This window comes from Candidatus Ozemobacteraceae bacterium, from assembly GCA_035373905.1.
Taxonomy (GTDB): Bacteria; Muiribacteriota; Ozemobacteria; order Ozemobacterales; family Ozemobacteraceae; genus MWAR01.
This window is the reverse complement of record DAOSOK010000003.1, coordinates 43,875-58,629: the sequence shown is the minus strand read 5'-3', so window position 1 is coordinate 58,629 and position 14,755 is coordinate 43,875. Positions and strand designations below refer to the sequence as shown.

The 14,755-nt window shown below is 60.5% G+C and carries 13 protein-coding genes; 10 read left to right on the top strand and 3 right to left on the bottom strand.

Annotated features, from left to right (window positions below):
* Positions 1 to 4: 4 nt before the first annotated feature.
* Both PLU72_01955 and PLU72_01950 read right to left on the bottom strand, forming a co-directional pair.
* The gene (locus PLU72_01955) at positions 5 to 322 is read right to left on the bottom strand and encodes a hypothetical protein (protein HOT26921.1); all 318 of its coding nucleotides are present in this window, start codon (positions 320 to 322) and stop codon (positions 5 to 7) included.
* Positions 319 to 1,926, bottom strand: a complete 1,608-nt coding sequence (locus tag PLU72_01950; GenBank protein ID HOT26920.1) for a VWA domain-containing protein — start codon at positions 1,924 to 1,926, stop codon at positions 319 to 321. The genes PLU72_01955 and PLU72_01950 overlap by 4 nt, the downstream gene beginning before the upstream one ends.
* A 218-nt stretch (positions 1,927 to 2,144) precedes the next feature.
* On the opposite strand from PLU72_01950, the gene PLU72_01945 reads away from it, so the two are divergent.
* From PLU72_01945 to PLU72_01900, 10 genes are all read left to right on the top strand, one after another.
* The gene (locus tag PLU72_01945) at positions 2,145 to 2,549 is read left to right on the top strand and encodes a 4Fe-4S binding protein (protein HOT26919.1); all 405 of its coding nucleotides are present in this window, start codon (positions 2,145 to 2,147) and stop codon (positions 2,547 to 2,549) included.
* A 20-nt stretch (positions 2,550 to 2,569) separates the two neighbouring features.
* Entirely contained in the window at positions 2,570 to 4,774 is a 2,205-nt protein-coding gene (locus PLU72_01940) for an aldehyde ferredoxin oxidoreductase C-terminal domain-containing protein (protein HOT26918.1), read from the top strand.
* Between the two features lie 356 nt (positions 4,775 to 5,130).
* Positions 5,131 to 7,914 (top strand): PAS domain-containing protein, encoded by a 2,784-nt coding sequence (locus PLU72_01935; GenBank protein ID HOT26917.1) that lies wholly within the window; start codon positions 5,131 to 5,133, stop codon positions 7,912 to 7,914.
* 146 nt (positions 7,915 to 8,060) lie between these two features.
* Positions 8,061 to 8,285, top strand: a complete 225-nt coding sequence (locus PLU72_01930; GenBank protein HOT26916.1) for a hypothetical protein — start codon at positions 8,061 to 8,063, stop codon at positions 8,283 to 8,285.
* A 147-nt stretch (positions 8,286 to 8,432) separates the two neighbouring features.
* The gene (locus PLU72_01925) at positions 8,433 to 8,855 is read left to right on the top strand and encodes a hypothetical protein (protein HOT26915.1); all 423 of its coding nucleotides are present in this window, start codon (positions 8,433 to 8,435) and stop codon (positions 8,853 to 8,855) included.
* Positions 8,856 to 8,918: 63 nt separating this feature from the next.
* A complete protein-coding gene (thiF, locus tag PLU72_01920; GenBank protein HOT26914.1) occupies positions 8,919 to 9,764 on the top strand; it encodes a sulfur carrier protein ThiS adenylyltransferase ThiF in 846 nt (281 codons plus the stop codon).
* Positions 9,758 to 9,955, top strand: coding sequence for a sulfur carrier protein ThiS (gene thiS / locus PLU72_01915; protein HOT26913.1), 198 nt, complete (start codon positions 9,758 to 9,760; stop codon positions 9,953 to 9,955). Before thiF ends, thiS begins: the two co-directional genes overlap by 7 nt.
* A 120-nt stretch (positions 9,956 to 10,075) precedes the next feature.
* The gene (locus PLU72_01910) at positions 10,076 to 11,410 is read left to right on the top strand and encodes an adenylate/guanylate cyclase domain-containing protein (protein HOT26912.1); all 1,335 of its coding nucleotides are present in this window, start codon (positions 10,076 to 10,078) and stop codon (positions 11,408 to 11,410) included.
* 15 nt (positions 11,411 to 11,425) lie between these two features.
* Positions 11,426 to 12,682 carry a PAS domain S-box protein gene (locus PLU72_01905; protein HOT26911.1) on the top strand — a complete coding sequence of 419 codons (1,257 nt, stop codon included), beginning with the start codon at positions 11,426 to 11,428 and terminating at the stop codon, positions 12,680 to 12,682.
* Between the two features lie 46 nt (positions 12,683 to 12,728).
* Positions 12,729 to 13,766 (top strand): M42 family metallopeptidase, encoded by a 1,038-nt coding sequence (locus tag PLU72_01900; GenBank protein ID HOT26910.1) that lies wholly within the window; start codon positions 12,729 to 12,731, stop codon positions 13,764 to 13,766.
* Positions 13,767 to 13,819: 53 nt separating this feature from the next.
* Here the strand turns inward: PLU72_01900 and PLU72_01895 are convergent, their stop codons facing one another.
* Entirely contained in the window at positions 13,820 to 14,692 is an 873-nt protein-coding gene (locus PLU72_01895) for an MBL fold metallo-hydrolase (protein ID HOT26909.1), read from the bottom strand.
* Positions 14,693 to 14,755: the final 63 nt, after the last annotated feature.

The following is a 14,755-nucleotide window of genomic DNA, read 5'->3' as shown; positions in this document are numbered from 1 at the left end:
GACGTCAGCGAGGGTACCACAGATCGAACTGGGGCGAGCCCGTCGCCGCCCACAGGACCGCAAAGTGATGCACCAGGTCGGAAATGGCCAGCGCGCCGCCGAGCACGATCAGGCGGTTCTTCCATGTCTCGCCTTTCACCGCTGCCGAGACGAGCAGGAGCGCCAGCCCGACCATGCCGTGGTGGATGCGCACCCCGAACGTGAGCCGTCCGACGGTCGCGGCCGTGTCGCGCGTCGCTTCCAGTCCGAGACCGAACCGCAGGAACACGGTCACGGCCTCGAAAAGCGTCGCGAGGGCCAGCGTCGGTTTCCAGAGGTTCAATCGTCGTCGTCCGTGTCGGGGAGTTCCGGTGCTTCCGGCGTTTCCGGCGTATCACCGGATGAGGTTGGAACCTGGAACTCGGTGCTCAGGCCTTTTTCGAGGTTTTCCAGCATCCGGTTCGTGCCGGCGGCGTTTTCATTCGCCTGGCGCTGATGACCCTCCTGCATCTCGCGCATCGACTCGTTCGTGGCATCGATATTCTCGTTCATGCCGTCGATGAACCGGTCGTGCGACTTCTGGTTCTCGTCGAACATCTGGCGCATATCGCTGTTGAGACGCTCCGTGTCCCGGTTGCGCTGATTCGTGAAATCCCGCCGCCACTGCTGATGCGCATCGTGAGTCGCCTTGAGCGTGGCGTTCATTTCCGCGATATGGGCTTTTTCCTGTTCGGTCGCGCCGGGGCCGGCCTCGATGGGCTTGTATTCCTCCCACTCGGGCATCGTGTCAGTCGCGATATCGGTCCAGGTGGCGAGTTGCTGGCGCTCGAGATGTTCGATGTCGCCGGTCGTTCCGAGATCCGGTGCCTCGACGCGGCCGAGTTTCACGTCGTGCCTGACCGTTTTGCTGCCCATCCGGATGTCGGGAGACGAAGGACCGCCGTCGCGGATACCGATCCCGCGTTCGCGGGGAACCCGCTTGCGTGAGGCGGTCGTCGGCGCCTCGGCTTTGACGGGATCGACGGGTGCCACGTAGAACCCGGTTCCCTGGTCTTTTCTGCCCTTCAGCTCGCTCGTGACGGTCAACTCTCGACGCGAGCCGTCGCGCTCGGGCGAAGGAGTCGTATAGCTTATTTTATATCTTCGCTCGAGCATCATCCGTGCGCTGATCGCCTGGAAAATGCCCGCGAGCTGATCGGCCGACGGCGCGCGGAGCAGGGCGCCTTTCGTTTCCCCGGCGATCTGTTTGAGGAAGGTCTCGTCGATGTTGGTGCCGAGGGCGACGCAGATGACGCGGATGTTGTTCTTCCGGGCGTGCTCGATGACCTCGTCCGCCTTGTGCGTCGAGAAACCCGGCGTTCCCTGCGGGCTCTCGTCGCGCCCGTCCGTCAGCAGGACGATCGTTTTGCGGTCGTCGAGCTGGGCGGCCGAGCGGAGCTGCTCGCAACTCTGATACAGGGCGTCGAACAGGGCCGTTCCGCCCCAGGGGCGCATCTTCCGGATGCCTTCCAGGAGCTTCCCCTGCTCGCGCGTGAACTCGGTGACGAGATCGATATCGCTGGCGAAGGTGATCAGGGAAATCCGGGCCGGGCCGTTCATGCCCTTCACGAACGCCGCCGCTGACTCCTTCACCGTTCCGACGACCGGTTCCATGCTCGAGGAACGGTCGAGGAGAAGGGCGACGTACGGCTCCTTCCGGACGAGTTCGACCGTGAACGTGGCGATGGGGCTCTGTCGCTCGCTCAACCTGAACGCATCGAACGTCAGTTCCGTCGCATCGGGCGTATAGACCCGCATGGTGACGCGCACCTTCGGGAAATCGATCGCCGTGACATGCTCGACGACGGATGAAAAGCCGGCATCGGCTGCGTATCCGGGGGGCGGAAGGGTGACGCATAGGACGGCCGCGCAAGCGGCAAAAAGCAGCCTCAGAATGGAACGTGTCATCTTGTGTCCTCCCATCTCGAGAAGGTGAGTGTATCACAGGGAAGGGGCGTTGGAAAAATTCGCGATGCTGCGGAACGCGTAACGGCGCATGATCCATGCTCATGAAGAATCACGAATGAGAATCCTGCATGTGGACTGATGCTTGACTTGCACGATACTGGTCGGGCACAATCCAGGGAAGGTTCGTGTACCCCGGAAATTTCTGCCAGGAGTCGAACATGAAATTCATCAAGCCCGATCCGCTGAAATGCGTCGGCGCGAAAAGCTGTGAGAAGGTGTGCGCGAAGACGTTCTTCAAAAACGAGGATGTCGCCTACTCGGCGATCCGCATCACCCGCAGGAAAGAGGGATGGGATATCAACGTCTGCAACCAGTGCGGCAAATGCATCGAGATCTGCCCGGCGAAGGCCCTCTATCGCAACAAGGCCGGCACGGTCATGATCGACAAGGCCGCCTGCGTCGGCTGTTTCATGTGCGTCGGCTTCTGCCCGACGTTGTCGATGCGGGTGGCGCCCGGTGCCCGCGAACCGTTCAAGTGCGTTTCCTGCGGCGCGTGCGCGAAGGCTTGCCGGAGCTGCGCTCTGGCGCTGACCGAGAGCGACCACGCGAATCTGCCGGCCTGACGCGGACGAAACGGAGAGGAATGAACGATATGATCGACTATACCAAGCGCACCTCCTATCTCGGCGACCTCGAAAAACAGCGCAGTGCCCACAAGCTGGTCTTCGAAGGCAGTTTCAACCCCGGCCTTCCCGAGCGCGGCTACAATAACCGCACGCTGTATATCAACCTGTCGACCCGCACCATCAAGGAAAAGCCGGTCACGGAGCAGATGAAGGAGATCTTCATCGGCGGCCGCGGCTTCGGCCTCTGGTATCTCTGGAACGCGGTCAAGCCGACGACGAAATGGAACGACCCCGAGAACGAGATCATCATCAGCCCCGGCCCGCTCGGCGGGAACACCCAGTATCCCGGCTCCGGCAAGTCGCTCGTCGTGTCGCTGTCGCCCCTGACCGACATCCCGATCGACAGCAACGTCGGCGGCCACTTCGGGCCGCTGATGAAGTTCAGCGGTTTCGACGCGCTGGAAATTCAGGGGAAGGCCGAGTCAGACGTGGTCATCTTCATCGACGGCCAGAAGGGAATCATCCGCGTCGAGGAAGCGCCGCTCGAGAGCGTCGACAGCCATATCGCAGCCGATATATTTACACATATGTATGCTGCCGACGAGTTCGACCGGCGGAATATCTCGGTCATCGCCTCCGGCAAGGGAGCTGACCACGCGCTGATGGGCTGTCTGAACTTTTCGTGGTATGACATCCGGCGCGGCGTCGCCCGCCTGAAACAGGCCGGCCGCGGCGGCATCGGGACTGTGTTCCGCGATAAGAAGGTGAAGGCCGTCGTCGTTCGGGGTCCGACCGTGAAGGGCGACATGAACCGCCCGGCCGACATTGACCGCGTGCGCAACACCGGCATCCGCCTGCATCGCGAGATCCACGACAACGACGACAAACAGTGCCACATGCGGACGCAGGGCACGGCGCACCTCGTCGAAGTGATGAGCGATTACGACCTTCTGCCCGTCTGCAACTTCCAGTATGGCTCGCATGAAGACGTGAAGAATATCGCATCATACACATGGGGCGAACGGTTCACGCAGGGCATCCCCGACGGTTGCTGGTTGGGTTGTTCGATGGGATGTTCGAAGGGCGCCGACGGTCATATCGTGAAAACCGGTCCCTACAAGGGCCACTCGGTCACGGTCGACGGCCCCGAATACGAGACCGCGGCCGGCCTCGGCTCGAACTGCGGCATTTTCGACCGGGACTGGATCCTCGAGGGCAATTTCTATTGCGATACCTATGGTATCGACACGATCTCGTTCGGCACCAGTTGTAGTTTCGTGATGGAATGCTGGCAACGCGGAATCCTGAACGCCGAACGCACCGGCGGCATCGAACTGACGTGGGGCAATGGCGCGGCGCAGATGGAGCTGCTGCATCAGATGGCCCGCAACGAAGGGTTCGGCGCGATCGTCGGTCAGGGCGTAGCCCGCATGAAAAAACTGTTCGCCGAAAAGGGGTGGGGCGACCCGAAACTGCTTGCAGATATCGGCATGGAAGCGAAAGGCCTCGAATACTCGCAGTATTTGTCGAAGGAGTCGCTGGCCCAGCAGGGCGGCTACGCGCTCACCAACAAGGGGCCCCAGCACGACGAAGCCTGGCTGATCTTCATGGATATGGTGAACAACCAGTTGCCGACCTTCGAGGACAAGGCCGAGGCTCTGCACTATTTCCCAATGTTCCGCACCTGGTTCGGCCTGAACGGGCTGTGCAAACTGCCATGGAACGACGTCGAGCCCGAGGACAACCGCAAGGCGAACAGCCCGATGGAGGCCGCGAAAGTGCCCTCTCACCTGCAGAACTACTGCGATCTTTTCTCGGGCATCACCGGCCGCGAGATGAACCGTGACGAGCTGGTCTTCATGTCCGAGCGCGTCTACAACTTCCAGCGCGTCTTCAACCTGCGCATGGGAAAGGGCCTCCGCAAGTTCGACCAGGCGCCGTACCGCTCGACCGGCCCCGTCACCCGCGAGGAGTACGAGTCGCGCGCCGAGCGCTACGACAAGCAGCTGAAAGAGCAGATCGGCGTCGATCCGTCCGGAAAGTCGGTCGATGAGAAGATCGCCCTTCACCGGAAATGGCGCGAAGATCGATATCAGAAACTATGCGACGCCGTCTACAAACGCCGCGGCTGGACAAAGGATGCCGTCCCGACTCTCGAAACGCTGAAAAAACTCGGCATCGATTTCCCCGAGGTCGTCGACGTCGTCAAAAAGTTCCTCTAGAAAACGAAGGAAAGCGGGAGGGGACGGCTGAAACCGCTCCTCTCCCGCTTTTCGTTTCCAGGGCTTCGCCCGGCTCGCACGGGTGCGGCCGATGCGCGGGACTGTTATTGAGTCCTGCATATCAAAAACCAGCTTCGTGTCTCCGTTCGTGCTGAGCTTGTCGAAGCACGAACAGCCACTTGCCGATGGTTCCTCATTTCGCCCTTCGACATGCTCAGGGCGAACGGTTGGTTTTCATTCAGCAGGACTCAATAAAAATGCTGGTGCGGGCCGAATGGTGATGCCGAAGCGGGGGGCATGAAACTCTGTGGTATAGTGAACCGCACCGATGATTTTGTCCGTTACAGGAGAACCAGATGCAGGGGCTACACCGAACGAACCAGGAACTGCTCGAGGAAAACACCCTCCTGATGCGAAAAATTCAGGAACTGGAACAATCGGAAGCGACGCGAAAACTGGCGGAAGAGGCTTTACGACAAAGCGAAGCCAGATATCGCACCCTGCTGGAGAACATTCCGCAAAAGATTTTCATGAAGGATCTGGACTCCCGCTATATCTTTATCAACGCCAACCTGGCCGGCGATCTCGGGGTGCGGCCGGAAGACGTGGTGGGAAAAACCGACGAGGATCTGTTTTCCCCGGAGCTCGCCGCAAAGTATCGGGCTGATGATCTGAGAATCATCCGTACCGGACAATCGGAAGAATTGATCGAGAAATACCTGCTGGGCGGCCAGGAGACCTGGATACGGACGATCAAAAGTGCGATTCGGGACGCGAACGGCCTGGTAACCGGCGTGTGCGGCATTTTCTCGGATGTCACCGAGCGCAAACGGGCGGAAGAGGCGTTGCGCAAGAGCGAAGAGCGGTATCGCACCCTGTTGTCGAGTCTCGAAGCCGGAGTCGTCGTCCATGCGCCCGATACCTCGATTATCATGAGCAATCCGAGGGCATCGGAATTACTCGGATTGACCGATGACCAGATGAGAGGGAAAACGGCTCTCGATCCGGCATGGAAATTTGTGAATGAGGCGGGATTGCCCCTGCCGCTCGAAGAGTATCCCGTGAACCGCATTTCACGCACAAAACAGCCGATTCATAACCTCCTGATGGGTATTTCCAAAGGCGGCGCTCAGGAAATCGTATGGATCGCTCTCAACGGCTTTCCGGCCCTTGACGGCGCGGGTGAAATCGTCGAAATCGTCACCAGCTTCATCGACATCACCGAGCGCAAGCAGGCCGAAGAGGCTTTGCGGGCGAGCGAAGCCCAGAAAAATGCGATTCTGAACGGCATCACCACGAATATCGCCCTCGTCGACAAGGGGCTGAAGATCCTCTGGGCGAACAAGGCCGCCGCCGAGTCCGTCAACAAGCGGCCCGAGGATATGGTTGGCCGCCCGTGCTACTCGATCTGGGGCGACTCCGTCAGGCCGTGCGCCAATTGCCCTTCGCTCAAGGCGATTCAGACCGGCAAGTCGGAGCATATCATCGTGCACAGCCCGAACGGAAAGATCTGGCAGGAAGGCGGCGAGCCGGTTTTCGACACCGAAGGCAACGTCGTCGGCGTCGTCGAGATCGCGCAGGACATCACCGAACGCATGGTGGCCGAAGCGGCGCTCGCCGCCGAGAAGGAGCGTCTCGCGGTGACCCTGCGGAGCATCGGCGACGGGGTCATCACCACCGACACGCAGGGTAACGTCGTCATCATGAACAAGGTGGCGGAAGAGCTTACCGGCTGGCTTCAGAGCGAGGCCCAGGGGCGCCCGCTGTCGACGGTTTTTCGGATCATCAACGAGGGAACCCGCCAGCCGTGCGAAAACCCGGCCGAACGAGTGCTGGCGACCGGCCGGATCATCGAGCTCGCCAACCACACGCTTCTCATCGCTCGCGACGGAACTGAGCGGGTTGTCGCAGACAGTGGCGCCCCGATCATGGATCAGAACGGCGTGACCATCGGCGTGGTGCTGGTGTTCCGCGATATGACGGAAAAGCAGAAACTGCTCGACGTCCTTCAGCGCACGGACAAGCTCGACTCTCTCGGCGTGCTTGCCGGCGGCATCGCCCATGATTTCAACAATATGCTGGCCGGGATTTTCGGATACATCGATCTTGCCCGCGAGATGACGGCCGACAAGACGGTTGCCCTGTATCTCGAAAAATCGATGGCCGCCTTCAGCCGCGCCAAGGACCTCACCCGGCAGTTGCTCGCGTTTTCCAAGGGCGGTTCGCCCCAGCGCAAAACGGCCGAACTCGGGCCTCTCATCAGGGAAAGCGCCTCGTTCGCTCTCGCAGGATCCAAAATCGCCTGCGATTATGACATCGATGAAAACCTCTGGCTGGCCGATTTCGACAAGAGCCAGATCGGGCAGGTGATAGACAACATCGTGATCAATGCCCAGCAGGCCATGCCGGCGGGCGGGCGCATCGTCATATCCGCGAAGAATTGCGTCGTGAAAGAGCGTGAGAACAGGCTTCTCAAGCCCGGAAAGTTCATCAGGCTCTCCGTTGCCGATACCGGGGTCGGCATCCCGCCCGAACACCTCAAATGCATCTTCGATCCCTTCTTCACCACGAAGCAGAAGGGACATGGGCTGGGACTGGCGACCTGTTACGCCATTGTCCAGAAGCACGACGGATGTATCGAGGTGGAATCCGTGGTGGGAAAAGGATCGACGTTCCATGTGTTCCTGCCCGCCTCGCAACAGAACGTCGTTACCGAAGCGGTCCAGACCGCGGTTTCCCATCAGGGCAGGGGAAGAATACTGATCATGGATGACGAGCCCTCCATCAGGGAGATCCTCGGCCGTTTCCTCGAGGGAATGGGCTACACGATTCTCGAGGCGAAAGACGGCGAAGAAGCCCTGCAGATCTGTGCCGAGGCCGCGAAAAACGGCGCCCCCGTCGACGGGGCGTTCTTCGACCTGACCGTTCCGGGCGGAATGGACACCAAAGAGGCGATCGTCCGGCTCCGGAAAGCGTATCCCGAGATGCCGGTCTACGCCTCGAGCGGCTACTCGGACGACCCCGTCATGGCCGTGCCCGCCGAATACGGCTTCACCGACAGCATCCGCAAGCCATACCGAAAAGAAGAGCTCGTCGCCATGCTCAACCGCCACGCCCGGAAAGACCCTGTTCAAAAATAGCGCCTAAGCAACGATCCCGAATACCAGTGGATTCGACGAACTTTTTTCCCATTTGTGATCGATCAATACGAAAATGATGGAATGTTATATGTGTATCAGTATAGTATCGTGTGAAGATGTCGAACCAGGTCTGAGGATGGAATTTCGTGGACATAGACTCCATTTTCGGCGAAAATTGCGCGTATGCGCTACATCCCGCCGCGGATATCCGGCATCTCGAGGATTTCCTCGACGAATACCCGTTGGCGAAAGAAGAATTTGTGATCTGCCGCGCACCTCGAAAACTGAAGCTGAGCCACCGCGTCATCGCGCTTCCCTGGCAATCCCTGCCTGGCATTTTCAAATGCATGACACAAGCCTTAGTGGTATGAAATATATATAAATATATATATCAAAACGGTCATATTTTTTTCTGATATTGATAGCAGGGACGCTGGCAAAGACAAGGTTGCTTTCTCTCGGCGGCGCCGGGGAGTATGATGGAGGGGTGTTGGAAAACGTTGCAGGGGAGGGATTGCATGGGCGATACGCAGGCGGATGTGGAGTTGTTGATGAAGGCGTTGATCGAGCCGGTGCGGGAGATGCTTCGGGAGGAGGGGGGATTTCTTCCGTTTGGGGCGTATCTCGACAAGGCGCGGCGGGTGAAGAAGGTTGCGGCCAAGGCGGATGAGGAGAGCGACCAGGATGTGCTGACGGCGTTTCTCGAGGAGAAGATGCAGGGGTTTGCGGATGCGAACAAGGCTGTCGCTACGGCGATCGTCAGCGATGTGCGGGCGGTGCCGCCCGGGAAAAAGAAGGAGCGGGACTGTGTGGCGTTCGCGCTCGATCATGTGGATGACTACTCGGTGATCGTTTTCCTGCCGTATGAACTCGACGAGGAGAACGAGGTGGTTTTCGGGGAGTTGTTCGCGATCGATGGCGATAAGAAGATCTTTTCCTGAATAGCGCATGTGTAGGGGCGGGTTTGAAACCCGCCCTTACGGTATGGTTTGAAGGGGCGGGATATGAAATGCATCGTCAATGAGCAGAATGCGGATATCGAACGCGGGATGAACCTGAAACGCATCTCCGAGGCGTATTGCCCGGGTGCGGATCTGTTCGTCTTGAACGGGTATCCTGTGAGTGGGGAGACGGTTCCCGAAGAAGGCGATTCGATCGTGTTCGTCAGGCGCGGGATCGTGCCGACGCCGGAACGGCTCGATGCGTTGCTCGCGGCGCGACATACGCCGCGGGTGCATGCGAAGCTGAAGAAGGGCTCGGTCGGCATCGCGGGCTGCGGCGGGCTGGGCTCGACGGTTGCGCTGGCGCTCGCCCGCGTGGGAGTGGGGCGGCTCGTCCTGGCGGATTTCGATATCGTCGAGCCGACCAATCTGAATAGACAGCAATATTTTATCGATCAGCTCGGCATGCCGAAAGTCGAGGCGCTCAAGGCGACGATCGCCCGGGTGAACCCGGCGGTCCGGGTCGAAACCTGGGGCGAGAAGCTCGTTCCTGGGACCGTGGCGTCCGTGTTCGTCGGCGTCGACGTGCTGGTCGAGGCGTTCGACCGGGCCGATCAGAAGGCGATGCTCGTCGATGCGGCGATGAAGGCGTTTCCCGACAAGCCGATCGTGCTGGGCTCGGGCATGGCGGGGTGGGGCGGGAACGACCGGCTGCGCACCCGCGTTTCCGGGAGCATGACCGTCTGCGGCGACGAGACGAGCGAGGCCGTCCCCGGCCGCGGGTTGATGGCCCCGCGCGTGGGCATCGTCGCGCACATGCAGGCCAATCGTGTCATGGAACTGCTGCTGGGGCCGGATGAAGGTCTCGGTCCAAAACTCGTAACGGGGAGATTCGACGAAACATGCTGAAAGTCAACGGCGAACCGCTGAAATACGTGAAAGACATGACCGTTTCGGACGTCATCAAGGCGAAGAAATACTCGTTTCCGCTGCTCATCGTGAAGATCGACGGGGTTTACATCCCGCGCGAAAACTACGACGTCACCCCCGTCCCGGACGGGGCTGCCATCGACATCATCCACCTGATCAGCGGCGGATGATGAGGTGATCCGGGGAGGGCGGGTTTGAAACCCGCCCCTACAGAAGAAATGCGGGGTTCCCCTGCGAATCATCGGCTTGGGGCGGGTGTGGTATGATGGGGCGGTGATGAGGATTTCGGTATGACGGGTGAGACCGCTTCGATTGAGCGCGGCCCCGAGAGCCTGTGCCTGTCGGGCGATACCTTGCTGCCGGAGGTGCGGCGGGAGATCAATGCGACGCTGAGGCCGGCGTTTCTGGCCGGGGCGTTGTTCGGGTTCATGGCCGGGGGGGTGCTGGCGGGTGCCGGACACTTCGGTCTCGTGCCTGGCATGATGATTCCGGCGGTCTGGGCGTTCATCTGCGGCTTCGCGGTGTTCTGTCTGTATCTGCTCGCCCGGCGCGACGCCATTCCGGCGGAGAAACCCTGGATGGTCGTTCTGCCGCTGGTTTCGCTTCCGACGATCATCTTCGTCGTTTCGTGGGCCCTGCTGCCGGCCGGCACCGCCACGTATCTCACCGGGCCGCCGTCGTACCTGTACTTCTTCCTGGTCGTGCTGACCGGGTTCTGGATGCAGGCGCGAGTATCTATTCTGTCAAGTATATTTGCCGCCGGCCAGTTTTTCGCCGCCTACCAGTTCGCGCGGGCGCATCTCCAGCATGTGACCGGGCCAGACGCGCTGTTCCTGCAGGACCTGAAGGACCCTCTCCTGTGGGGGTTCAAGGCGATGATGCTCGTGCTGACCGGGATCGCCGTCGGCGTGCTGTCCAGGTCGGTGCGGCGCATGATCGGGCGGATGATCGAGAAAGAACGCGAGCGCGCCTATCTCGACCGGCTGTTCGGCCAGTATGTCAGCCCGGAAGTGCGCGACCGGCTGATGTCGTCCGAAGCCGTGCGCGGCGAGACGCGCGACGTGACCGTTCTGTTCTGCGACATCCGATCGTTCACGACCCTCTGCGAAAGCATGGCGCCGGCCGCCGTCGTCGACCACCTCAACCGGTATCTCGACGAGATGGTCGGCTGCATCCAGGCCGAGGGCGGGGTGGTCGACAAGTTCATCGGAGACGCGATCATGGCCACGTTCGGCGGTCTCACGCCGCTGGCATCTCCGTGCGAGGCGGCCGTGAAAGCGGCTCTGCGCATGCAGCAGGAACTGGCGATCCTGCGTTCCGAATGGACGCTCCGGCAGCTGCCCCTGCTCCGGTCGGGAATCGGCATCCATCACGGGCCGGTCCTGCTGGGCCCGGTCGGCAGCGAGCAGCGACGAGAGTTCACCGTCATCGGCGACGTCGTCAACACGGCGTCGCGGCTCGAGACCCTCACGAAAGAGCACGACCGGCCGATCGTCATTTCCGAAGCGGTGCTTTCGAGGCTTTCTGACGAGATGAAAAGCCGGTTCGCCGGGCTCGGAGCCGTTCAGGTGAAGGGCAGGGCTGAAGCGGTCGGGATTTTTGGCATCTCGCCGCAGGCGTGTTAGGGAAAAGAGTGATCCATGAGCCTTCTCGACATGCGAACGATCGTCTTCACGACGCTGATCACCAACTGCATCTGCACCGGGATCGTCGGCTTGCTGTGGTACCGGAACCGGCAGCGGTATGACGGCCTTTTCTTCAACGTACTGGATTTTCTCTGCCAGACCGGCGGGCTGATTCTTCTCTTCACGAGAGGCTCAACCGTCAGCTGGGTGACCCTCGTCGTGACGAATGCCATCTTTCTGATCGGAACCCTGCTCGGATTCATCGGCCTGGAACGATTCGCCGGGAAGCCGGGCCGGCATGGTCACAACGTCGTCCTGATCGGCATATTCGCGGTGATCCATGCCTGGTTTACCGCTGTTCAGCCCGATCTGAACATGAGAAATCTGAATCTCTGCACTTTCTGGCTGATCATCGGCCTTCAGTGTTCCTGGTTGCTGATATTCCGGGTGGAGAAGGAAATGAGATCCGTGACGCTGGGCGTCGGACTTGTCTACGGGGCGCTGAACCTGCTCAATTTCTGCCGGATCGTGCATGCCCTCGCGTTTGGAAGCGTTGGACAGGACTGGCTGCGCGCGGGGGCGTTTGAAGAATATATATTGTTATTCTATAAGCTCATTCTCATTCTTCTTACCTATACGCTTATGCTCATGGTGAACAAGCGGTTGCTCATCGACGTGACCCTGCAGGAAGAAAAGTTTTCCAAAGCGTTTCACTCGTCGCCCAACGGCGTCATGCTGACCAGGATCGAGGACGGCCGGATCTTCGAGGTCAACGAAGGATACGCGAAGATGAGCGGCTATCTTCCGGAGGAGATGATCGGCAAGACGACGCTGGAATTGAACCTCTGGCTGTCGGAAAGCGAGCGGGTTGCTTTCGTCCAGAAAATTGAGGCGAAGGGCGCCGTGCATGATTTCGTGGTGACGATGCGGCGAAAGTCGGGGGAGCTCCGGACGATCCTGCTTTCGTCCGAGAAATTGACGATCCATGGCCAGGACTCGCTCCTTTCGACCATCAGCGATATCACCTTCCAGAAACAGGCGGAAGCGGAGCGCGAAAAGCTGATCAGGGAACTCCAGGATGCCTTGGCGAACGTCAGGACGCTGAGCGGTCTTCTGCCGATCTGCTCCGCCTGCAAGAAAATCCGCAACGACACGGGATACTGGGAGCATATCGAAGAGTATATTGCCAAACACTCGGGTGCGGATTTCAGCCACGGCATCTGCCCCGAGTGCGCCAAAAAGATATATCCTGAAGTATTCAATAAGAAGTGACGTTGTTTCAGGAACAACATCTCATCAGCATCGCGGAGATTGAAGCATGGCTCGCATCACGAGTGAACCGGCACATATCGTTTCCCTTCTCCAGAAACTCGAGGAGATTCCCTCACCTTCTGGGTTCACCGAAGAGATCGCCCGCTGGCTCCTGGAAACCGCCGCGAAAAATGGCATTCCGGGGCGTCTGACCAATAAGGGCGGGGTTCTCATTGGCTGTCACGCGGCGCCGACCCTCCTGGTGTCGGGCCACGTGGATACGCTGGGGGCGATGGTCACCCACGTCAACGGGGACGGCACCCTCGCCATCACGAAGATCGGCGGCCCGCTCCTGCCGTCGTTCGAGGGGAACTACCTGACGGTCTGCACCGACGGCGGAAAGCGGTACCGCGGGACGCTCCTGCTGAATAACCCGGCCGCCCACGTGAATCGGGCCGCCGAGACGACCGAGCGGAAGCCCGAGAGCATGCATGTGCGGCTCGACGCTCAGGTGCGGCGAGCGGCCGACGTCGAGAAGCTCGGCATCGGGGTGGGCGACTTCGTCTGTTTCGACGCCAGGTTTGAGCGCACCGACACGGGCTTCGTGAAGGCGCACTTTCTCGACGACAAGGCCGGCTCGGCCGTCATGTTGTCGACCCTGCTCGAGCTCGGCCCGACGAAGCTGAAGAAACTGCCGGTCTGCTTCTTTTTCACGACCTACGAAGAGGTCGGTCATGGCGCCTGCGCCGGGATTCCGGCGCCGGTGCGCGAGATGCTGGTCGTCGACATGGGCGTCGTGGGCGACCGCGTCGCGGGCGACGAATACTCGGTCTCGATCTGCGCGAAGGACTCGTCGGGGCCCTACGATCTCGGCATGCGTCGCAAGCTCGTCGCGTTGGCCAGAGAACGCAAGATTCCTCACAAGGTCGACGTATTTCCGTTCTATGGCTCGGACGGTTCGGCAGCGCTTCGCGCCGGTCACGACCTGCGCGTCGGGCTGATCGGCCCTGGCGTCTCGGCCTCGCACGGCTGCGAGCGCACCCACGAAACGGGACTGAAGGCCACGCGCGACCTGCTGATGGCCTACCTCGAGACGCTCGGCTGAAACGAACCGGGCTCCCGTCTGCGAGGCGGGAGCCCGGTTCGTGGTCGTAGCCGTCAGGGCTTCATCAGCAGATCGCTGCCGTCGCTGCGGAACACGACGTTCCCGGTTTCGTCGGTCCGAAGGACTGTGGCGCCGACATTCTGGAGCTTTTCCACGACGCCGTCGTCGGGGACGTCGCCCTCTCCCGCGTCGCAGGTGATGATCGCGTATTTCGGCCGGACGGCCATGAAGAAGGGAGTCGCCGACCCGCCTTTATACGTGCCGTGATGGGGAACCTTGAGAACGTCGGCGCGCAGGTCGATGCCCCGCCTCAGCAGATCCTCCTGCCCGGCCGCGAGTACGTCGGCTGCGAAGAGAAAAGAGACATTGGCGAACTCGAGCTTCAGCACGAGAGAGCCTTCGTTCTCGTCGGGATGCGACCGCGACGGACCGAGCGCGGTGAGCTTGTATCCCTTGCCTTCGATGAGGACGTTTCCGGGCTTGACGCGGAGCGTCCGAGAAGGGTCGCGCGGATCATACGGCTCGACAACCCTGGCGATGGGGAACGCTTCCGCGATCGCCGGATAGCCGCCCGCGTGGTCTTTGTGCCGATGCGTGAGTACGACCAGGTCGAGCGTGCGGATGCCGCGTTTCTCGAGATTCCCGACGAGCGTGTCGGCCGATTTTGCGTAGCCCGTGTCGATCAGGCACGTTCTCCCGTCCGGCAGCCGGACGATGGCCGCGTCGCCCTTGCCGACATCGATGAAGGCGACTTCCATCCAGCCGGAGGGAAGCGGCGCCTTCCGCGCGCGAGCGGTTTTCGGCGATCCGGCTTCATTCGATGACTCCGCGCTGGTTTCCACGCCGCCGAAGAACGGAAGAAGGAAACACGAAAAGACGATGAACAGAAAAACGGACGGAGTTATATATTTATGCATATAATCCATGTGCGTGCTCCGGCAGATCGAGTTCGTCCCTGCTTGAACGTGTACCCATTATACAGGAACGGG

Coding starts and splice junctions, on each gene's coding strand:
- PLU72_01905 (HOT26911.1), top strand. CDS start 11,426: ATGAGCCTTCTCGACATGCGAACGATCGTCTTCACGACGCTGATCACC.
- PLU72_01950 (HOT26920.1), bottom strand. CDS start 1,926: ATGACACGTTCCATTCTGAGGCTGCTTTTTGCCGCTTGCGCGGCCGTC.
- PLU72_01925 (HOT26915.1), top strand. CDS start 8,433: ATGGGCGATACGCAGGCGGATGTGGAGTTGTTGATGAAGGCGTTGATC.
- PLU72_01940 (HOT26918.1), top strand. CDS start 2,570: ATGAACGATATGATCGACTATACCAAGCGCACCTCCTATCTCGGCGAC.
- PLU72_01910 (HOT26912.1), top strand. CDS start 10,076: ATGACGGGTGAGACCGCTTCGATTGAGCGCGGCCCCGAGAGCCTGTGC.
- PLU72_01895 (HOT26909.1), bottom strand. CDS start 14,692: ATGGATTATATGCATAAATATATAACTCCGTCCGTTTTTCTGTTCATC.
- PLU72_01945 (HOT26919.1), top strand. CDS start 2,145: ATGAAATTCATCAAGCCCGATCCGCTGAAATGCGTCGGCGCGAAAAGC.
- PLU72_01900 (HOT26910.1), top strand. CDS start 12,729: ATGGCTCGCATCACGAGTGAACCGGCACATATCGTTTCCCTTCTCCAG.
- PLU72_01935 (HOT26917.1), top strand. CDS start 5,131: ATGCAGGGGCTACACCGAACGAACCAGGAACTGCTCGAGGAAAACACC.
- thiS (HOT26913.1), top strand. CDS start 9,758: ATGCTGAAAGTCAACGGCGAACCGCTGAAATACGTGAAAGACATGACC.
- thiF (HOT26914.1), top strand. CDS start 8,919: ATGAAATGCATCGTCAATGAGCAGAATGCGGATATCGAACGCGGGATG.